The sequence below is a fragment of the Streptomyces sp. NPDC013317 genome, assembly GCF_055563155.1.
Genome location: NZ_JBVHDX010000004.1, coordinates 267,437 through 287,025, shown reverse-complemented (window position 1 = coordinate 287,025; position 19,589 = coordinate 267,437). Strand labels below are relative to the sequence as shown.

17 protein-coding genes are annotated in these 19,589 nt (G+C 72.9%); 11 read left to right on the top strand and 6 right to left on the bottom strand.

The features are described from left to right. Positions 1-93: 93 nt before the first annotated feature. Positions 94-1,788 (bottom strand): phenylacetic acid degradation protein PaaN, encoded by a 1,695-nt coding sequence (gene paaN, locus ACZ3IJ_RS13985; protein WP_467467958.1) that lies wholly within the window; start codon positions 1,786-1,788, stop codon positions 94-96. A gap of 177 nt (positions 1,789-1,965) precedes the next feature. On the opposite strand from paaN, the gene ACZ3IJ_RS13980 reads away from it, so the two are divergent. Both ACZ3IJ_RS13980 and ACZ3IJ_RS13975 read left to right on the top strand, forming a co-directional pair. Then, positions 1,966-3,609, top strand: a complete 1,644-nt coding sequence (locus ACZ3IJ_RS13980; protein WP_467467956.1) for a 3-hydroxyacyl-CoA dehydrogenase — start codon at positions 1,966-1,968, stop codon at positions 3,607-3,609. Beyond that, on the top strand, positions 3,606-4,199 hold the full coding sequence (locus ACZ3IJ_RS13975; protein WP_383224243.1) for a TetR/AcrR family transcriptional regulator: 594 nt from the start codon (positions 3,606-3,608) through the stop codon (positions 4,197-4,199). The genes ACZ3IJ_RS13980 and ACZ3IJ_RS13975 overlap by 4 nt, the downstream gene beginning before the upstream one ends. Before the next feature lie 258 nt (positions 4,200-4,457). On the opposite strand, the gene ACZ3IJ_RS13970 is transcribed toward ACZ3IJ_RS13975, so the two are convergent. After that, on the bottom strand, positions 4,458-4,982 hold the full coding sequence (locus ACZ3IJ_RS13970; protein WP_391800093.1) for an Lrp/AsnC family transcriptional regulator: 525 nt from the start codon (positions 4,980-4,982) through the stop codon (positions 4,458-4,460). Between the two features lie 177 nt (positions 4,983-5,159). Between ACZ3IJ_RS13970 and pdhA the strand changes: the two genes are divergently transcribed. From pdhA to ACZ3IJ_RS13945, 5 genes are all read left to right on the top strand, one after another. Beyond that, positions 5,160-6,320 (top strand): pyruvate dehydrogenase (acetyl-transferring) E1 component subunit alpha, encoded by a 1,161-nt coding sequence (pdhA, locus tag ACZ3IJ_RS13965; RefSeq protein ID WP_467468400.1) that lies wholly within the window; start codon positions 5,160-5,162, stop codon positions 6,318-6,320. Next, positions 6,320-7,348, top strand: a complete 1,029-nt coding sequence (locus tag ACZ3IJ_RS13960; RefSeq protein WP_467467954.1) for an alpha-ketoacid dehydrogenase subunit beta — start codon at positions 6,320-6,322, stop codon at positions 7,346-7,348. Before pdhA ends, ACZ3IJ_RS13960 begins: the two co-directional genes overlap by 1 nt. Next, positions 7,348-8,733, top strand: coding sequence for a dihydrolipoamide acetyltransferase family protein (locus tag ACZ3IJ_RS13955; RefSeq protein ID WP_467467952.1), 1,386 nt, complete (start codon positions 7,348-7,350; stop codon positions 8,731-8,733). Before ACZ3IJ_RS13960 ends, ACZ3IJ_RS13955 begins: the two co-directional genes overlap by 1 nt. A 127-nt stretch (positions 8,734-8,860) precedes the next feature. Then, on the top strand, positions 8,861-10,528 hold the full coding sequence (locus ACZ3IJ_RS13950; protein ID WP_467467951.1) for a phospho-sugar mutase: 1,668 nt from the start codon (positions 8,861-8,863) through the stop codon (positions 10,526-10,528). A gap of 195 nt (positions 10,529-10,723) precedes the next feature. After that, complete coding sequence (locus ACZ3IJ_RS13945; protein WP_467467950.1) at positions 10,724-11,908, top strand: hypothetical protein; 1,185 nt, start codon at positions 10,724-10,726, stop codon at positions 11,906-11,908. 161 nt (positions 11,909-12,069) lie between these two features. On the opposite strand, the gene ACZ3IJ_RS13940 is transcribed toward ACZ3IJ_RS13945, so the two are convergent. From ACZ3IJ_RS13940 to ACZ3IJ_RS13930, 3 genes are all read right to left on the bottom strand, one after another. After that, entirely contained in the window at positions 12,070-12,690 is a 621-nt protein-coding gene (locus ACZ3IJ_RS13940) for a PH domain-containing protein (protein WP_467467948.1), read from the bottom strand. 34 nt (positions 12,691-12,724) lie between these two features. Further along, on the bottom strand, positions 12,725-13,348 hold the full coding sequence (locus tag ACZ3IJ_RS13935; RefSeq protein ID WP_467467947.1) for a class F sortase: 624 nt from the start codon (positions 13,346-13,348) through the stop codon (positions 12,725-12,727). Positions 13,349-13,471: 123 nt separating this feature from the next. Then, the gene (locus ACZ3IJ_RS13930) at positions 13,472-14,602 is read right to left on the bottom strand and encodes a hypothetical protein (protein ID WP_467467945.1); all 1,131 of its coding nucleotides are present in this window, start codon (positions 14,600-14,602) and stop codon (positions 13,472-13,474) included. A gap of 231 nt (positions 14,603-14,833) precedes the next feature. On the opposite strand from ACZ3IJ_RS13930, the gene deoC reads away from it, so the two are divergent. Genes deoC through ACZ3IJ_RS13915 form a run of 3 tightly spaced genes read left to right on the top strand, consistent with a single transcriptional unit; the run spans position 14,834 to position 18,109 of the window. Beyond that, positions 14,834-15,790: a deoxyribose-phosphate aldolase gene (deoC, locus tag ACZ3IJ_RS13925; protein ID WP_467467943.1), complete on the top strand. Its 957-nt coding sequence runs from the start codon at positions 14,834-14,836 to the stop codon at positions 15,788-15,790. A 5-nt stretch (positions 15,791-15,795) separates the two neighbouring features. Next, complete coding sequence (locus ACZ3IJ_RS13920) at positions 15,796-17,232, top strand: aldehyde dehydrogenase family protein (RefSeq protein ID WP_467467941.1); 1,437 nt, start codon at positions 15,796-15,798, stop codon at positions 17,230-17,232. Beyond that, on the top strand, positions 17,225-18,109 hold the full coding sequence (locus ACZ3IJ_RS13915; RefSeq protein ID WP_467467939.1) for an aldehyde dehydrogenase family protein: 885 nt from the start codon (positions 17,225-17,227) through the stop codon (positions 18,107-18,109). Before ACZ3IJ_RS13920 ends, ACZ3IJ_RS13915 begins: the two co-directional genes overlap by 8 nt. Positions 18,110-18,152: 43 nt before the next feature. On the opposite strand, the gene ACZ3IJ_RS13910 is transcribed toward ACZ3IJ_RS13915, so the two are convergent. Next, positions 18,153-18,887 (bottom strand): TetR/AcrR family transcriptional regulator, encoded by a 735-nt coding sequence (locus tag ACZ3IJ_RS13910; protein ID WP_467467938.1) that lies wholly within the window; start codon positions 18,885-18,887, stop codon positions 18,153-18,155. A 112-nt stretch (positions 18,888-18,999) separates the two neighbouring features. Between ACZ3IJ_RS13910 and ACZ3IJ_RS13905 the strand changes: the two genes are divergently transcribed. Further along, positions 19,000-19,587, top strand: coding sequence for an NADPH-dependent FMN reductase (locus tag ACZ3IJ_RS13905; RefSeq protein WP_467467936.1), 588 nt, complete (start codon positions 19,000-19,002; stop codon positions 19,585-19,587). Positions 19,588-19,589: the final 2 nt, after the last annotated feature.

Genomic DNA, 19,589 nt, shown 5'->3' with positions numbered 1-19,589 from the left:
CCCGTAGGGCTTCGCCCCGAGGAGACTCCTAGGGCCTCGGCTGACCCGCTGCGGCCCGCGGAGACCCCGTAGGGCCCCCGCGAGCACGGGAGGTCACGCCTGGCGGCGGACCTCCACCACCCGGAAGCGGTTGGCGACGAACGCGGTGTCGCACAGGGCAGCGTTCGCGGCCGGGTTTCCGCCCGAGCCGTGGAAGTCGGAGAACGCCGCCGTCTGGTTGACGTAGACGCCGCCCGTCAGGTTCAGCGAGAGCTGGGCCGACTCCTCCAGACAGACCTCCTCGACGGCGCGCTCGGTCTCGGGCGAGGTGGTGTACGCCCCGACCGTCATCGCGCCCTTCTCACGGACCGTGCGCCGCAGCAGCTCCAGCGCGTCGGCGGTCGAGTCGACGGAGACGGCGAAGGAGACCGGCCCGAAGCACTCGGAGAAGTAGGCCGCCTCCGGGTCCGGCTTCGAACCGTCCAGCTTGACGATCACCGGCGTGCGGACCACGGCGTCCGGGAAGTCCGGGTTCGCCACCTCGCGGGAGGCCAGGGCCACCTCGCCGAGTCCGGCGGCCGCCTCCAGGCGCGCCTTCACGTCGGGGTTGACCAGGGCGCCGAGCAGCGCGTTCGCCCGGGCGTCGTCGCCGAGCAGACCGCCGACCGCCGCCGAGAGGTCGGTGACGACCTCGTCGTACGACTTGGGGCCCGCATCCGTGGTGATGCCGTCGCGGGGGATCAGCAGGTTCTGCGGGGTGGTGCACATCTGGCCGCTGTACAGCGACAGCGAGAACGCCAGGTTGGACAGCATGCCCTTGTAGTCGTCGGTGGAGTCGACGACGACCGTGTTGACGCCGGCCTTCTCCGTGTACACCTGCGCCTGGCGGGCGTTGGCCTCCAGCCAGTCGCCGAAGGAGGTGGAGCCGGTGTAGTCGATGATCCGGACCTCGGGGCGGACGGCCAGGGTCTTGGCGATGCCCTCGCCGGGCCGCTCGACGGCCAGCGCGACCAGGTTCGGGTCGAAGCCCGCCTCGGCGAGGACCTCGCGGGCGACGCGGACGGTGAGCGCCAGCGGGAGGACGGCGCGCGGGTGGGGCTTGACCAGGACGGGGTTGCCCGTGGCGAGGGAGGCGAAGAGGCCCGGGTAGCCGTTCCAGGTCGGGAAGGTGTTGCAGCCGATGACGAGGGCGATGCCGCGCGCGACCGGCGTGAAGGCCTTGGAGAGCTCCAGCGGGTCCCGCTTGCCCTGGGGCTTGGACCAGTCGGCGCTGCCGGGGGTGCGGGTCTGCTCCGCGTACGCGTACGCCACGGCCTCCAGGCCGCGGTCCTGGGCGTGGGGGCCGCCGGCCTGGAACGCCATCATGAAGGCCTGGCCGCTGGTGTGCATGACGGCATGCGCGAACTCGTGCGTACGGGCCGAGATGCGGGCGAGGATCTCCAGACAGACCAGGGCGCGGACCTCGGCGCCGGCCTCGCGCCAGCCCGCCATGCCGGCGCGCATCGCGGGCAGCAGGACGTCGATGTCGGCGTGCGGGTACTCGATGCCGAGCGACGGGCCGTACGGCGAGGTCTCGTCACCGGTCCAGGCGTCCGTGCCGGGCTGGTCCAGCTCGAAACGGGTGTTCAGCAGTGCCTTGTACGCCTCGAGGCCGGCGGCGGCGTCCAGCGAGCCGTTCTCGCCGTACGCCTTGGGGTGCTCGGGGTGGGGCGACCAGTAGGCACGGGTGCGGATGGTGTCGAGAGCCTGGTCGAGCGTGGACCGGTGCTTCTCGGCCAGGGCGTCGGTGGTCAGCTGAGCGGCGGCCATTACAGGACCAACTCCTCGTCGAGCTAGATCGATTCGGCGCGCGGGGCGCTCCACGACGGGTGGTCGTGGAAGACGGGTGGGCAGCAAAGGACGGACAGAGTTAGAGTAACCGAACGATCGGTCGGGACAAGGGGGTCTGTCGAAGCTGTGGACAACCCATCGGGGAGGATCAGTCGTATGACCGCCAATGTGAGCGACTCGGCGCCGGACGCCGGGGCGGGCGCCGCGCCGGAATCCGGTACCGACGCACTCGACCGCAGCCGTACCGTCGCCGTCGTCGGCACGGGGACCATGGGCCAGGGAATCGCGCAGGTCGCGCTGGTCGCCGGGCATCCCGTACGGCTCTACGACAGCGCCCCCGGCCGGGCCGAGGAGGCCGTGGCCGCCCTCGCCGCCCGGCTGGACCGCCTCGTCGAGAAGGGGCGGATGGACCGCGCGGCACGCGACGCGGCCGTGGGCCGGCTGCACGCCGCCGCCGCCCTGACGGACCTGGCCGACGCCGCGCTCGTCGTCGAGGCGATCGTCGAGCTGCTCCCGGTCAAGCGGGAGCTCTTCGCCGAGCTGGAGAAGATCGTCGGCGACGACACCCTGCTCGCCACCAACACCTCCTCCCTCTCCGTCACGGCGATCGCGGGCGGGCTGCGGCTTCCCGGACGGTTCGTCGGACTGCACTTCTTCAACCCGGCGCCGCTGCTGCCGCTCGTCGAGGTCGTCAGCGGCTTCGCCACCGACGCCTCGGCCGCCACGCGCGCGTACGAGACCGCTCAGGCTTGGGGCAAGACGCCGGTGCGCTGCGCCGACACCCCCGGCTTCATCGTCAACCGGATAGCCCGGCCCTTCTACGCGGAGGCGCTGCGCGTCTACGAGGAGGGCGTGGCGGACCCCGCCACCATCGACGCCGCCCTGCGCGAGTGCGGAGGGTTCCGCATGGGCCCCTTCGAGCTGACGGACCTCATCGGCCAGGACGTGAACGAGGCCGTCACCAGGTCCGTCTGGGACTCGTTCTACCAGGACCCCAAGTTCACGCCCTCCCTCGCCCAGCGGCGCCTGGTGGAGTCGGAGCGCCTCGGCCGGAAGTCGGGGCACGGTTGGTTCCCGTACGGGGACGGCGCGGCGTCCCCCGAGCCGCACACCGCGCCGCCCGCCGAGGCGCCGGCCTCGGTGACGGTCCAGGGCGACCTGTACCAGGCACGTGCCCTGGTGGCGTTGATCGAAAAGACGGCGATCGTGGTCGAGCGCGGGGACGACGCCGTGGCCGGCTACCCGGGCTGGATCGAGCTGCCGAGCGGCACCCGGCTCTTCCTCGCCGACGGGACGGCGGCCGAGGACGCCGAGATGCCGGTCGTCCACATCGACCTGGCACTGGACTTCTCCGCCTGCGAGCGGATCGTGCTCGCGCCGTCCGCCACCGTGGAGGACGACGCCCTGCAGGAGGCGATCGGCCTCTTCCAGGCGGTCGGCAAGAAGGTCAGCGTCATCCGCGACGTCCCCGGCATGATCGTCGCCCGTACGGTCGCGATGCTCGCCGACTTCGCCTTCGACGCCGCCGCGCGCGGGGTGGCCGCCGCCGACGACATCGACACGGCGATGCGGCTCGGCGTGAACTACCCGCGCGGGCCCCTCGCATGGGGCGAGGAGCTGGGCGTCGACTGGGTTCTGGAGACGCTCTCGAACCTGCACGAGGAGTACCCGACGGGCCGCTACGCCCCCTCGCAGGCGCTGCGCCGCCGGGCCGCCGCCGAGCGTGCCGCCGCGGAGGCGGCCGTGGTCGGGTCCGCCGTGGTGGAGTCGGCCGTGGCCGAGGCGGAGGCGACGGCATGACGACCGCGAAGCGTGACACGTACACGCCCGAGACGCTGCTCTCCGTCGCCGTGCAGGTCTTCAACGAGCGCGGCTACGACGGCACGTCCATGGAGCACCTGTCCAAGGCGGCCGGAATCTCCAAGTCCTCGATCTACCACCATGTCGCGGGCAAGGAGGAGCTGCTGCGGCGGGCCGTCAGCCGCGCGATAGACGGGCTGTTCGGGATCCTCGACGAGCCGGGCGCGGGGCGCGGTCGGGCCATCGAGCGTGTCGAGTACGTCACCCGGCGCACGGTCGAGGTGCTGATCGCCGAGCTGCCGTACGTGACGCTGCTGCTGCGGGTCCGGGGCAACACCGACACCGAGCGCTGGGCGATGGAGCGCCGCCGCGAGTTCGACCACCGGGTGGCCGATCTGCTGAAGGCGGCCGTGGCCGACGGGGACCTGCGGGCCGACGTGGACATCAAGCTCGCCACCCGGCTGCTCTTCGGAATGATCAACTCGCTGGTGGAGTGGTACCGGCCGCTGCCGGGCGCGCACGCGGAGCGCGACCAGCTCGCCGACACCGTGGTCCACCTGGCCTTCGACGGCCTGCGCACGGCCCGCTGAGGGCGGCTGGGGGCGGCTGCGGGTGCCTGGGGTTGCCCGGGGCCCCTGGGCGCTTGCGGGCCCCTGCCGAGCCTCGCTGTGGGCGGAGGCTCGGGCCCCCTCGGCGCCGGGACCTCAAGGGGCCCGCTGAGGTCTGCCGGGCCCCTGCTGAGGACGCTCGCCCCGTGCGGACTTGCCCGGCCCGCCGAGGGCCGCTGGGGCCGCTGGAGGGCCCGTGCTGGGCCCGCGCTGGGGCTCGTGATGGGCCTGCGCGGGCGCTCAGTGGTCCGGGTCGAGGTCCGTCTCCTCGAAGACCAGCAGCGTGCGGGTGGAGAGCACCTCGGGGATCGACTGGAGCTTGGTGAGAACCAGCTCCCGCAGCGTCCTGTTGTCCGGGGTGTGAACCAGCAGGAGGACGTCGAAGTCTCCGCTGACCAGTGCGATGTGCGCGGCGCCCGGCAGGGCCTGGAGCTGTTCCCGCACGGTGCGCCAGGAGTTCTGGACGATCTTGAGCGTGATGTAGGCCGAGGCGCCGTGGCCCGCGCGCTCGTGGTTCACGCGGGCGCTGAAGCCGCGGATCACCCCGTCGTCGATCAGCCGGTTGATCCGCGCGTAGGCGTTGGCCCGGGAGACGTGCACCCGTTCGGCGACGGAACGTATCGAGGCGCGACCGTCCGTCTGCAGGATGCGCAGGATGTCGCGGTCGATCGCGTCGAGCGGCCGGGCCGGCGGGCCCTGCGGCACTCCGGCCGGACTCTGGGCCAGGGCCTGCTCCCAGCCGTCGGCCATTTGTTCATCCGCCATGTCCCCCCGCCTCTCATCCATGGACGACATGTCTCTATCCCAGGCTGTGGAGAACCGATTGTCCACAGGCTGAGGGCGCCTGTAGCCAAAATGCCTCCACGACCGAACAATCGGTAGGTGAGGCGCGCCACACCCGCGCCACCCGCCTTCGGGTCTTATGCCCGCTCCCACGAGGAGGTGGACTCGTTGCAACAGCGCAGTTCGACAGTCCAAGAGCCGCCAGCTGCCGCCCCTGCCTACCGGCCCACCCCGCCCCCGGCGTGGAAGCCGCGTACGGACCCAGCCCCGCTGCTGCCCGACGCCGAGCCCTTCCGGGTCATCGGCACGGACGCGGTGGCCGACGCCGACCCCGAGCTGCTGCGGCGGCTCTACGCGGAGCTGGTGCGCGGCCGTCGGTACAACGCGCAGGCCACGGCGCTGACCAAGCAGGGCCGACTGGCCGTGTACCCGTCGACCACCGGGCAGGAGGCCTGCGAGGTCGCGGCGGCCCTGGCCCTGGAGGACCGGGACTGGCTCTTCCCCTCGTACCGCGACACCCTCGCGGCCGTCGCCCGCGGCCTGGACCCGGTCCAGGCGCTGACGCTGCTGCGCGGTGACTGGCACACCGGCTACGACCCCCGTGAGCACCGCATAGCGCCGCTGAGCACCCCGCTCGCCACCCAGCTGCCGCACGCGGTCGGGCTGGCCCACGCCGCCCGGCTCAAGGGCGACGACGTGGTCGCGCTCGCCATGGTCGGCGACGGCGGCACCAGCGAGGGCGACTTCCACGAGGCGCTGAACTTCGCGGCCGTCTGGCAGGCCCCCGTGGTCTTCCTGGTGCAGAACAACGGCTTCGCGATCTCGGTGCCGCTCGCCAAGCAGACCGCGGCCCCCTCGCTGGCCCACAAGGCCGTCGGGTACGGCATGCCGGGCCGGCTCGTCGACGGCAACGACGCGGTCGCCGTCCACCAGGTGCTGACCGAGGCCGTGGCACGCGCGCGGCGCGGCGGCGGACCGACGCTGGTCGAGGCCGTCACGTACCGGATCGACGCCCACACCAACGCCGACGACGCGACCCGCTACCGCGGGGACGGCGAGGTCGAGACCTGGCGTGCCCACGACCCGATCGTGATCCTGGAGCGGGAGCTGACCGAGCGCGGGATCATCGACGAGGCGCGTAAGCAGGCGGCGGCCGAGGCCGCCGAGACGATGGCGGCGGCGCTGCGCGAGCGGATGAACGCCGAACCCGTCCTCGATCCGATGGATCTCTTCGCGCACGTCTACGCCGAGCAGACGGCGCAGCTGCGCGAGCAGGCCGCGCAGCTGCGGGCCGAGCTCGAAGCCGAGGGTGAGGCGTGATGACGACCGCGCAGAAGACGGCGGCGGACAAGGCCACGGCCAAGCCCTCCACCATGGCGCAGGCCCTCCAGCGGGCCATGCGCGACGCGATGGCCGAGGACCCGACCGTCCATGTGATGGGCGAGGACGTCGGCACGCTCGGCGGGGTCTTCCGGGTCACGGACGGCCTCGCGAAGGAGTTCGGCGAGGACCGCTGCACGGACACGCCGCTGGCCGAGGCGGGCATCCTCGGCACGGCCGTCGGCATGGCGATGTACGGGCTGCGGCCGGTCGTCGAGATGCAGTTCGACGCCTTCGCCTACCCGGCGTTCGAGCAGCTGATCAGCCATGTGTCCCGGATGCGGAACCGCACGCGGGGCGCGATGCCGATGCCGCTGGTGATCCGTGTGCCGTACGGCGGCGGGATCGGCGGCGTCGAGCACCACAGCGACTCGTCCGAGGCGTACTACATGGCGACGCCGGGTCTGCACGTCGTCACCCCGGCGACGGTCGAGGACGCCTACGGGCTGCTGCGGGCGGCCATCGCCTCCGACGACCCGGTCGTCTTCCTGGAGCCCAAGCGGCTGTACTGGTCGAAGTCCGACTGGCGCCCGGAGGCGCCGGCGCCGGTGGAGCCGATCGGCAAGGCCGTGGTGCGGCGCAGCGGCCGCAGCGCGACGCTGATCACGTACGGGCCGTCCGTGCCGGTCTGTCTGGAGGCGGCGGAGGCCGCGCAGGCGGAGGGCTGGGACCTGGAGGTCGTCGACCTGCGCTCGCTGGTGCCGTTCGACGACGAGACGGTCTGCGCGTCGGTGCGGCGCACCGGGCGCGCGGTCGTCGTGCACGAGTCGACCGGGTTCGGCGGGCCGGGCGGGGAGATCGCCGCGCGCGTGAGCGAGCGGTGCTTCCACCATCTGGAGGCGCCGGTGCTGCGGGTCGCGGGGTTCGACATCCCGTATCCGCCGCCGATGCTGGAGCGGCACCACCTGCCGGGCGTGGACCGGGTGCTCGACGCGGTGGCGCGGCTGCAGTGGGAGGCGGGTAACTGATGGCGCAGGTGCTCGAGTTCAAGCTGCCCGACCTCGGTGAGGGGCTGACCGAGGCGGAGATCGTGCGCTGGCTGGTGAACGTGGGCGACGTCGTCGCCATCGACCAGCCGGTCGTCGAGGTGGAGACCGCCAAGGCGATGGTGGAGGTGCCGTGCCCGTACGGCGGTGTCGTCACCGCCCGCTTCGGCGAGGAGGGCACGGAACTGCCGGTCGGCGCACCGCTGCTGACGGTCGCGGTCGGCGGTACGGCGGGGTCCGGTGCGTCGGGTGAGGCGGGGGCCTCGGCGGCCCCGGCGGTCGCCGCGGCGGACGCCGAGTCGTCGGAGTACTCGGGCAACGTGCTCGTCGGGTACGGCACGGCGGGGCCGGCGGCGAGGCGTCGCCGGGTGCGTCACGAGAACGCCGCGGTGGCGAAGGCCGTGGCTCCGGCGGCGGCTCCGGTTTCCGCTTCCGCTGCCGCGGTCGTGGCTCCGGCCGTCGCTCCGGCCGCGGCTTCCTCCCCCGTGGCGGGGCCCGTTCCGGTGATCTCGCCGCTCGTACGGAAGCTGGCCCGGGACAAGGGCATCGATCTCCGCGAGGTGCGGGGGTCCGGCCCGGCCGGGCTGATCCTGCGGGCCGACGTCGAGTCGGCCCTGGCCGCCGCCGAGACGGCCGCGGCCGGCCCGGCGCCGGCGCCTGCGGCCGCCGTCACCGCGATGGGTGAGCGGGTGCCGCTGCGCGGGGTCCGTGGAGCCGTCGCAGACAAGCTCTCGCGCAGCCGTACGGAGATCCCGGACGCGACCTGCTGGGTCGACGCCGACGCGACCGAGCTCATGGCGGCGCGGACCGCGATGAACGCGGCGGGCGGTCCGAAGATCTCGCTGCTCGCCCTGCTCGCCCGGATCTGCACGCACGCCCTCGCGCGCTACCCGGAGCTCAACTCCACGGTGGACATGGCGGCCCGGGAGATCGTCCGGCTGCCGTCCGTGCACCTCGGGTTCGCGGCGCAGACCGAGCGCGGTCTGGTCGTCCCGGTGGTCCGGGACGCGGGCACGCGGACGGCGGAGTCTCTGACGGAGGAGTTCGCACGGCTGACGGAGTCCGCCAGGCAGGGGACGCTGACGCCGGGTGACCTGACGGGCGGGACGTTCACGCTGAACAACTACGGGGTGTTCGGGGTGGACGGCTCCACGCCGATCATCAACCACCCGGAGGCGGCGATGCTCGGCGTGGGCCGGATCATCCCCAAGCCGTGGGTCCACGAGGGCGAACTGGCGGTCCGCAAGGTCGTCCAGCTCTCGCTGACCTTCGACCACCGGGTCTGCGACGGCGGCACGGCGGGCGGCTTCCTCCGCTACGTCGCCGACTGCGTCGAACACCCGACGGTCCTGCTCCGCACGCTCTGACCCCACCGGGCGGGGGGGGGGGGGGGGGGGGCCCCCCCCCCCCCCCCCCCCCCCCCCCCCCCCCCCCCCGCCCGCGCCCCCGGGCCCACGCCACCGCCCCCGCCCCCGTACCCCCGAAAGGCACACCGTGACGCAGGACGACCTCCTCGCCCGAGCCCAGGCATGGCTCGCGGAGGACCCCGACCCGGAGACCCGCGACGAGCTGGCCGAGCTCATCGAGGCCGGTGGGACCGACGTGCTCGCCGCCCGGTTCGGCGGCACGCTCCAGTTCGGCACCGCGGGCCTCCGCGGCGAGCTGGGCGCCGGTCCGATGCGGATGAACCGGGCGGTCGTCATCAGGGCCGCCGCCGGTCTGGCCGCGTACCTGAAGGCCCAGGGCCACACCGGGGGGCTCGTCGTCATCGGCTACGACGCCCGCTACAAGTCGGCCGACTTCGCGCGCGACACCGCCGCCGTGATGACCGGTGCCGGTCTGCGCGCGGCCCTGCTCCCGCGCCCGCTGCCGACGCCCGTCCTCGCCTTCGCCATAAGGCATCTGGGCGCCGTGGCCGGCGTCGAGGTCACCGCGAGCCACAACCCGCCGCGCGACAACGGGTACAAGGTCTACCTCGGCGACGGCTCGCAGATCGTGCCGCCCGCCGACGCCGGGATCGCCGCCGAGATCGACGCGGTGCGCTCGCTCGCCGACGTCCCCCGCGCGACCGACGGCTGGGAGACCCTCGGTGACGAGGTCCTGGAGGCCTACCTGGCCCGTACGGACGCCGTCCTGACCCCGGGCTCCCCCCGCGGCGTCCGCACCGTCTACACCGCCATGCACGGCGTCGGCAAGGACGTCCTCACGGCCGCGTTCGCCCGCGCCGGCTTCCCGCCGCCCGCGCTCGTCGCCGAGCAGGCCGAGCCGGACCCGGCGTTCCCGACGGTCGCCTTCCCCAACCCGGAGGAGCCGGGCGCGATGGACCTCGCCTTCGAGGCGGCCCGCGCCGTGAACCCCGACATCGTGATCGCCAACGACCCGGACGCCGACCGCTGCGCCGTGGCCGTGCCGGACCCCGCGGTCCAGGGCGGCTGGCGGATGCTGCGCGGCGACGAGGTGGGCGCGCTGCTCGCGGCGCACCTGGTGCACAAGGGCGTCTCGCGCAACGGGAAGAAGAGCGTCTTCGCCGAGTCGATCGTGTCGTCCTCGCTGCTCGGCCGGATCGCCGAGGCGGCGGGCGTCGGCTACGAGGAGACGCTGACCGGCTTCAAGTGGATCGCCCGTGTGGAGGGCCTGCGGTACGGCTACGAGGAGGCGCTGGGCTACTGCGTCGACCCCGAGGGCGTCCGCGACAAGGACGGCATCACGGCGGCGCTGCTCGTCGCCGAGCTGGCCTCGGAGCTCAAGGAGCAGGACCGTACGCTGACCGATCTGCTGGACGACCTGGCGGTGGCCCACGGGCTGCACGCCACGGACCAGCTGTCGGTCCGGGTCGAGGACCTGAGCATCATCGCGGACGCGATGAGCGCGCTGCGCTCGCGGCCGCCGGTCCGGCTCGCGGGTCTGACGGTCACCACGGCCGAGGACCTGACGAAGGGCACGGAGTCGCTGCCCCCGACGGACGGTCTGCGGTACTACCTGGAGGGCGACTACAAGGCCCGGGTGATCGTCCGGCCGTCCGGCACCGAGCCCAAGCTGAAGTGCTACCTGGAGGTCGTGGTCCCGGTCGCCGACGCGAGCGAGCTGGCGGCGGCGCGCGCGACGGGCGCCGAGATCCTCGCCGCGATCAAGCGCGACCTGTCGGAGGCGGCCGGCCTGTAGCGGCCGCCCCGCCGCCTTCGGCGGTTCCCGTGAGGCCCGTACGGAAACGGCTCCGTACGGGCCTCACGCGTACCCCGCCGGACCCTCCCGTACGGGTGAAATCGGTACGGCGGTCGGCCCAACGCGCGTCCCGCGATCAGGTGGCTGAGGCCAGGGTGACCCGGTGTCCCGCCGAGCCATCCTGGAGCCGCCCCCGTGCCCCCGGTCCTGACCGTCCGACCGACCGTCCCCGCCTCCCGGAAGCCGCCGGCCCCGCCCGGCGAGGGGCTGCCGGACCGGGTGCGCGGCACGCTGCGGCACGTCGCCCCCGCGCTCCTCGGCTATCTGGCCGTACGGCTCCTGGGCCTGCTCGTCCTGGGCAGGTGGGCGCACATGCGGGGGCACGGGATCTGGCCGGCGCTGGCGACGTCCTGGGACTCGCGCTGGTACCTCGGGATCGCGGACCACGGCTACGACCCGGGTCCCGGGGAGCCCCCGGGTCACCGCACGACCGCCTTCTTCCCGCTCTACCCGGCCCTGATCAGGGCGGTGGCGGCGGTCGTCCCCGGCTCGCGCGCCTCCGTCGGCCTGGTCCTCGCGGTGCTCTGCTCGGTGGCCGCCGCCTGGGGGATCTTCGCGGTCGGCGACCGGCTGTACGGACGCCGGGTGGGCACGGTCCTCGCGGTCCTGTGGGGCGCGCTGCCGGTCGCCGTCGTCCAGTGGATGGGGTACACGGAGTCGCTGTTCACGGCGCTGGCCGCCTGGGCGCTGTACGCGGCCCTCGACGGCCGCTGGGCCTGGGCGGCGGGGCTCTCCGTCGCGGCGGGGCTGACCCGGCCGACGGGGGTTGCGGTCGGCGCGGCGGTGACCGCGGCCGGGCTGCTCGCTGCGCGGCGCGGCAGCCGGCCCGCGCTCCTCGCCGCCCTCGTCGCTCCCCTGGGCTGGCTGGGCTACGTCGGCTGGGTGGGGCTCCGGCTCGGGCGCTGGGACGGCTACTTCGCGGTGCAGAAGTCCTGGAGCAACACCTGGGACGGCGGTTCGCTGACGCTGCGACAGCTGCGCAGACAGCTCGTCTACGCCCAGGACCCGCAGCTCTTCCTGGTCGTGGTCTCGCTGGCGATGATCGCCGCCGCCGTGCTGTTCCCGCTCTGCGTCGCCGACCGGCAGCCGCTGCCGCTGCTGGTCTTCTCGGGGGTGCTGCTCCTGGTGGTGCTGGGCAGCGGGGGCGTGTACTTCCCGCGCGCCCGGTTCCTGCTGCCCGGCTTCCCGCTGCTGCTCCCGCTCGCCCTGGCGGTCGGCCGCGCCCGCCGCCACGTCGCCGCCCTGGTGCTCGGAGCGGCGGCGCTCTCCTCGGCGTGGTTCGGCGGGTACATGCTGCTGGTGTGGGCGGGCGCGCCGTGAGGTCCGCGCGTACGGACTCCGGGGCCCACGGGCCACTGCGCGCCGTGAGGTCCGCGCGTACGGACTCCGGGGCCCACGGGCCACTGCGCGCCGTGAGGTCCGCGCGTACGGACTCCGGGGCCCAGGGCCCTGGCCGGGGCCCGGGCTCGTGTGACGGGGTCTCAGCCGATGGCGAGCAGGATGACGAGCAGGACCAGCCCCGCCACCGCCGGCGCGATGATCTCGTACGCCCAGCGCACGCGCGGCTCCCCCTGCGCCTCCGGACGGCCCGCGCAGCGCTCGGCGAGCTCCCGCAGGTCGGCGATCGTCCGGTCTGCCGGGGCCAGCCGCCCCGCGTCGCCGGCCGCCGCACGGCCCTGCGGACCCTCCTGCTCGGCCCGCGCCTGCTGCCGGGCGGCGCGCTTGCGCTGCCGCAGCGAGACGGGCACGGACCAGAGCTGGTACCTGCCGCCGTCCTGGGTGATCGCCTCGCTGGAGTATCCGGCCCGGACGTCCGCGACGGAGGCCCAGGGCAGCGTGATGTACCGGAAGGGGTTGCGGATCCGCAGCCGGTCCTCGTTGGCGTACACGGCGGGGCGGATCGTGAACGCCACGACGAGCGGCACGACGAGCAGCAGGCTCGCGAGCGCCAGCCACGGGGTGCGCCCCGCGCCCCTGATCATGGCGTCGACACAGAACCAGAGCGTCAGACCGAGCAGCAGGACACCGCCCGCGATCCCGAGGGGCGAACGGAAGACACGGTCGGCGTAGGCCGGCTCGGCGGGCGGCTGGGGGCTCGTCATGGAGCCGATTCTGCCTCAGCCCCCGATCCCCGGCTCAGGCGGCTCGGGTGACCAGATCGGCGTAGAGAATGATGTTGTCGGGGCGGTGGCCGTCGACCAGCTCTCCGCCGCAGGTGATCAGTCGCAGCTCGGGCCGCTTCGTGTCCCCGTAGACCTTCCGCGTCGGGAAGGCCTTCTTGTCGACCTGCTCCAGCTCTCGGACGCGGAAGACGGCCTCGGTGCCGTCGGCGCGGGCGACGGTGATCTCGTCGCCGACGCGGACCCGGGCGACGTCCTTGAGTACGGCGGGGCCCCGGGCGGTGTCGAAGTGGCCGATCAGGACGGCAGGTCCGGTCTCGCCGGGCGTCACGCCCTTGTCGTACCAGCCGATGCGCTCCGCGTCGGCCTCCGAGGGGACCTCGACCGTGCCGTCCTTCGCCAGGCCGAGGCGCAGGACGGGGCCGGTGGGCCCGGTGTCGACGCCGGCGGCGGGCACCAGGACCCGGACCGGCTCCGAGCGTGGCAGCGGTGCGACGGACGCCGTCGGCGCGGGCGTGCTGGTCGCGCTCACGCGCGCGGGCAGGTGCGCCGCGGTCTCGTCTCCGCCGCTGGCGCAGCCGGTGAGGGCGGCCAGGGCGGCGAGTACGAGGAGGGCGGGGGTGGTACGGCGGCGGTTCACGGGGCGGCTCCGAACGGGGTGCGGCCGGCCGTCGCACGGGGTGTGGGTGCGACGGCCGGCCAGGGGTGGGGTGGTGCTCCTGCTCGGGTCAGTGGCAGGTGTGAGGAGGCGTGGGTGCGCCGGTCAGCCGCGGGCGCCCGCGGTGCGGCGGCGGAAGGCGACGAAGCCGAGGCCCGCGGCGGCCAGGGACGCGGCGCCCGCACCGGCGGCGAGCAGCGCGGTGTGGTCCGTGCCGGTGTGGAGCTCGGCTCCGGCGGCGACGCCGCCCTGGGGGACGACGGTGGTCTGCGTGGTCGCGGTGGTCCGCGTGGTCTTCGTCGTCTGCGTGGTCGTGCCCTGCTCCCGGTCGGCGAGCCAGTCCGCGCGCAGCTCGCCGTTCCAGGAGAGCGTCACCTCGATCTCGGAGCCGAAGACCTTCTTGTCGACCGTCTTGCCCTCCTGGTCGACGGACAGCCGGCCGACCTCCTTCTCCCCCTTGAAGATCTTGGCCGTGATGTCACCGCCCTTGCGGTGCGCGATCCCCTTGTAGCCGTGGCCCAGGGCCTGCCAGCCCGAGAACTCGCCGAGCCACTCCGACTCCTCCTCGGTGGGGGTCGGCGTCGGCTCCGGCGCCGGGGTGTTGTTCTTCACCGGCTTCGGGGCCGCCTGGACCTTCGAGCCGGGGATGTACGCGGCGAATCCGCCGTCGCTCTCGAGGACGACCACGGCCTTGCCGTACGTCCAGACCGAGCGGTCCGCGTAGAGGTAGGTGAAGCCGCGGCCCTTGCCGTTCTCGATCAGCTGGAGGCCATACCGTCCGTCCTTCGACCTGCCGAGTTCGAGGAGGGTTCCGTCGGCGAGCTCGTACGTCCAGAGGTCCGCGCCGGGGAGGTAGTTGCCGGTCCAGTCGAGGGTGCTGCCGTCCGGGTAGAGCACGAAGAAGGCACCGTTGTTGTTGCCGGCCACCGGGCGGGTGTTGGCGTCGAAGACGCCTATCTTGTAGCCGCCCGTGAAGAGCTCGGCACGGTGGTGGAGCTCGTTGATCTTGTAGATCCGGGCGGTGGTGCCGTCGGTGAGGGTCTCGGTACGAACGAGAGTGCCGTCGTCGTCGATGGCGGGCTTCGTGTCGATGTCGGGCTTGACCTCCGACGCCGGCCCGGTGGCCTGCTTCGGCTTCGCGTCGTCGGCGAAGGCCGTGCCGGCGGTGAGGGCCGGGGCGGCGGCGACGCCCGCGAGGAGGGCGGTGACGACGGCGGTACGGAGGGCGGTGCGCATAACGACTCCTGTGAATCAGTACAGGTCGGATGAGGAAGAGCCGCATGCCGCTGACATCTCGTTCGGTCGGGGCCGGTGAGTTCTGGCTGGCTGCAGAAAGAACGTTAGTGATCTTGTATTCAGGAGTCGTCCGCTCCATGTCACGACGGTGTGACAGCGGCCACGAATCGCCTTCCGGAACCCTGGGGCTGTACAGGCCGCTACGCGCGTAGATATGCTCGACTGGTGACCATGCCCACCACTGCATCCGCAGCATCAGCATTCGCCGACGTGACCGCGTCCGACAGTGCGCTGCGCCGCTTCCTCCACGGGCTGCCCGGCGTCGACGCCGTCGGCCTGGAGGCGCGCGCCGCGTCCCTCGGCACCCGCTCGATCAAGACCACGGCCAAGGCCTACGCCATTGACCTGGCCATTTCCATGATCGACCTGACGACGCTCGAAGGCGCGGACACCCCGGGCAAGGTCCGGGCGCTAGCCGCCAAGGCCGTCAACCCCGATCCGACCGACCGTACGACCCCGACGACCGCCGCGGTCTGCGTCTACCCCGACATGGTGGCCACCGCCAAGGCCGCCCTGAAGGGCTCCGCCGTCAAGGTCGCCTCCGTCGCCACCGCCTTCCCCGCCGGCCGTGCCGCGCTCGACGTGAAGCTGGCGGACACCCGCGACGCCGTCGCCGCCGGGGCCGACGAGATCGACATGGTGATCGACCGGGGCGCGTTCCTCGCCGGGAACTACATGAAGGTCCTCGAAGAGATCCGGGCCGTGAAGGAGGCCTCCGGCGAGGCCCGCCTGAAGGTCATCTTCGAGACCGGCGAGCTCTCGACGTACGACAACATCCGCCGCGCCTCCTGGCTCGGCATGATGGCGGGCGCCGACTTCATCAAGACCTCGACCGGAAAGGTCGCGGTCAACGCCACCCCGGCCAACACGCTCCTGATGCTGGAGGCGGTGCGGGACTACCGCGCGCAGACCGGCGTCCAGATCGGCGTGAAGCCGGCCGGCGGCATCCGCAACACCAAGGAAGCCATCAAGTTCCTGGTCCTGGTCAACGAGACCGTCGGCGAGGACTGGCTGGACAACCACTGGTTCCGCTTCGGTGCCTCCAGCCTGCTCAACGACCTGCTCATGCAGCGTCAGAAGCTGGCTACCGGCCGCTACTCCGGCCCCGATTACGTGACGGTGGACTGATCATCATGGCATCTGCATTCGAGTACGCACCGGCGCCCGAGTCCCGGTCCGTCGTCGACATCGCCCCCTCCTACGGCCTGTTCGTCGACGGCGAGTTCGTCGAGGCGGCCGACGGCAAGGTCTTCAAGACCGTCTCCCCCTCCACCGAGGAGGTCCTCGCGGAGGTCGCCCAGGCGGGCACCGAGGACGTGGACCGCGCGGTGAAGGCGGCGCGGAAGGCCTTCGAGAAGTGGTCGGCGCTGCCCGGCTCCGAGCGCGCCAAGTACCTCTTCCGGATCGCCCGGATCATCCAGGAGCGCAGCCGTGAGCTGGCCGTCCTGGAGACCCTGGACAACGGCAAGCCGATCAAGGAGACGCGCGACGCGGACCTTCCCCTGGTCGCCGCGCACTTCTTCTACTACGCGGGCTGGGCGGACAAGCTCGACCACGCGGGCTACGGCGCGAACCCGCGCCCGCTCGGCGTGGCCGGCCAGGTCATCCCGTGGAACTTCCCGCTGCTCATGCTGGCGTGGAAGATCGCCCCGGCGCTGGCGACCGGCAACACGGTCGTCCTGAAGCCCGCCGAGACGACCCCGCTCTCCGCCCTGTTCTTCGCGGACATCTGCCGCCAGGCCGGGCTGCCGAAGGGCGTCGTCAACATCCTTCCCGGTTACGGGGACACGGGTGCCGCGCTCGTCGAGCATCCGGACGTGAACAAGGTCGCCTTCACCGGCTCGACCGCGGTCGGCAAGTCGATCGCCCGCTCCGTCGCCGGTACGCACAAGAAGGTGACCCTGGAGCTGGGCGGCAAGGGCGCGAACATCGTCTTCGACGACGCGCCGATCGACCAGGCCGTCGAGGGCATCGTCAACGGCATCTTCTTCAACCAGGGCCAGGTCTGCTGCGCGGGCTCGCGCCTGCTGGTCCAGGAGTCGGTCCAGGACGAGCTGCTCGACAGCCTGAAGCGCCGGCTCTCCACGCTCCGTCTCGGCGACCCGCTCGACAAGAACACCGACATCGGTGCCATCAACTCGTCCGAGCAGCTGGCCCGCATCACCTCCCTGGTGGACCGCGGCGAGGCCGAGGGCGCAGAGCGCTGGACCGCCGCGTGCGAGATCCCGGCCGCCGGCTACTGGTTCGCCCCGACGCTCTTCACGGGCGTCACGCAGGCGCACACCATCGCCCGCGACGAGATCTTCGGCCCGGTCCTGTCGGTGCTGAGCTTCCGTACGCCGGACGAGGCCGTCGCCAAGGCCAACAACAGCCAGTACGGCCTGTCGGCCGGCATCTGGACGGAGAAGGGCTCGCGGATCCTGGCCGTGGCCAACAAGCTCCGCGCGGGTGTCGTCTGGGCCAACACGTTCAACAAGTTCGACCCGACCTCGCCCTTCGGCGGCTACAAGGAGTCGGGCTTCGGCCGCGAGGGCGGTCGCCACGGCCTGGAGGCGTACCTCGATGTCTGACCGTCTTTCCGTCTTCAAGACCTACAAGCTGTACGTGGGCGGGAAGTTCCCGCGTTCCGAGAGCGGCCGGGTGTACGAAGTGCAGGACAGCAAGGGCAAGTGGCTGGCCAACGCTCCCCTCTCCTCCCGCAAGGACGCCCGTGACGCGGTCGTCGCCGCGCGCAAGGCGTTCGGCGGCTGGTCGGGCGCGACGGCGTACAACCGCGGCCAGATCCTCTACCGCATCGCCGAGATGCTGGAGGGCCGCCGGGACCAGTTCGTGTCCGAGGTCGCGGACGCGGAGGGCCTGTCGAAGTCCAAGGCGGCCGCGGTCGTGGACGCGGCCGTCGACCGCTGGGTCTGGTACGCGGGCTGGACCGACAAGATCGCCCAGATCGTGGGCGGGGCGAACCCGGTGGCGGGCCCGTACTTCAACCTGTCGACCCCGGAGCCGACGGGCGTCGTGACGGTCGTGGCCCCGCAGGACTCGTCGTTCCTCGGGCTGATCTCGGTGATCGCACCGGTGATCGCGACGGGCAACACCGTCGTGGTGATCGCCTCGGAGAAGGCGCCGCTGCCGGCGCTCTCGCTGGGCGAGGTGCTGGCCACCTCCGACCTGCCGGGCGGTGTCGTGAACATCCTGTCCGGCAAGGCCGCGGAGATGGGCCCGCACCTGGCGGCCCACCAGGACGTCAACGCGATCGACCTGACGGGCGCGGACGCGGACCTGGCCCGTGAGCTGGAGGTCGCGGCGGCGGACAACCTGAAGCGCGTCCTGCGCCCGCGCGCGGTGGACTTCACGGAGTCCCCGGGCACGGAGCGGATGACGGCCTTCCTGGAGACGAAGACCGTCTGGCACCCGACGGGTTCGCTGGGCGCGAGCGGCTCGTCGTACTAGGACCCACGTGGAAACGGCCCCCGGGTGTCCCGGGGGCCGTTTCTCATGCCCGGCCGCGCTCCACGAGCCCGGCCACGCCGTCCAGGACGCAGTCGAGGCCGGTCTCGAACTGCCACCCCGCGTCGTCCTTGCGCGCCGCGGACCGGGTGTAGCCGCGGTACGTCGGGTAGCGGCCCGTCTCCATCAGGTACGACATCTGCGGCGCGAGCCCCCGGCGGGTGTCGTCACCGCTCTCCCAGCCCTGTTCCTTCATGTACTGGGCGAGGGAGACCTCCGACTGGGTCGCCCCCTGCACATAGGCGGCGACGGTCCGGAACGCGGCCATCATCGTGTCCACGTCCAGGCCTAGGCCGTCCAGTGACACCAGCTGACGCTCCGCCGCGGCCAGCCGCTGCGGGGTGAGCGCGAACAGCGGCGCCGGCAGCTGGGCCAGCCAGGGGTGCCGCAGCATCGTCTCCCGCGTCGACACGGCGTAGGCGCGCAGCGTCTCGCGCCAGCCCGTCACCTCCGCCGGCGGCTCCAGTTCGCCCGAGACCTGGTCGACCATCAGCGACCACAGGTCGTCCTTGCCGGAGACGTGCCGGTACGCGGCCATCGGCGCGACGCCCAGCTCGGTCGCGATCCGCCGCATGGTGACGGCGGCGAAGCCCTCCCGGTCGGCGACCTCGACGGCGACCGCGGCGATGCGCTGCGGGGTCAGGGAGGCCCGCGGGGCTGCCGCGGGCCGGTCCAGGCGTTCCCACAGCGACGGCTTGGGCGCCTCGTCCTCTTTCGCCATGCGACCTCCCTCTTCTCGCGTACAGCGTATGCGAAGTAGACGACGTACACACTCGCGTGTACGTTGTACACCGCTGAGATACGCCGTACACATCCACACGCTGGAGGGATCCGTGAACCCGCTCCACCTCGCCGTCGTCCAGGGCTCCACCCGCGACGGCCGCCTAGGCCCCGTCGTCGCGAACTGGCTGCTCGGCCACGCCACCGCCCGCGCCGACATGACCGTCGACCTGATCGACCTCGCGGAGACCCCGCTGCCGACGACGTTCCCCGAACTCGGCCAGGCCCCCGCCGACCCCGCGGACCGCGCGCTCCTCGCCGCCGTCTCGCCCCGCCTGGCCGCCGCCGACGCCTTCGTCGTCGTCACCCCCGAGTACAACCACAGCTACCCGGCGTCCCTGAAGAACGCGATCGACTGGCACGGCCGGGAGTGGCAGGCCAAGCCCGTCGGCTTCGTCTCGTACGGCGGGTTCTCCGCCGGGCTGCGCGCCGTCGAGCACCTACGCGGGGTCTTCGCCGAACTGCACGCCGTGACCGTCCGCGAGGCGGTCGGGCTCCAGGGCGTCTGGGCATGCTTCGACGCGGACGGCAGGGCAGTGGACCCGGCCTCCGACGCCGCCGCCGCCTCGATGCTCGACCGGCTCGCCTGGTGGGCCGACGCCCTGCGCGAGGCCCGCGCCAAGCAGCCCTACGCGGCCTGAGC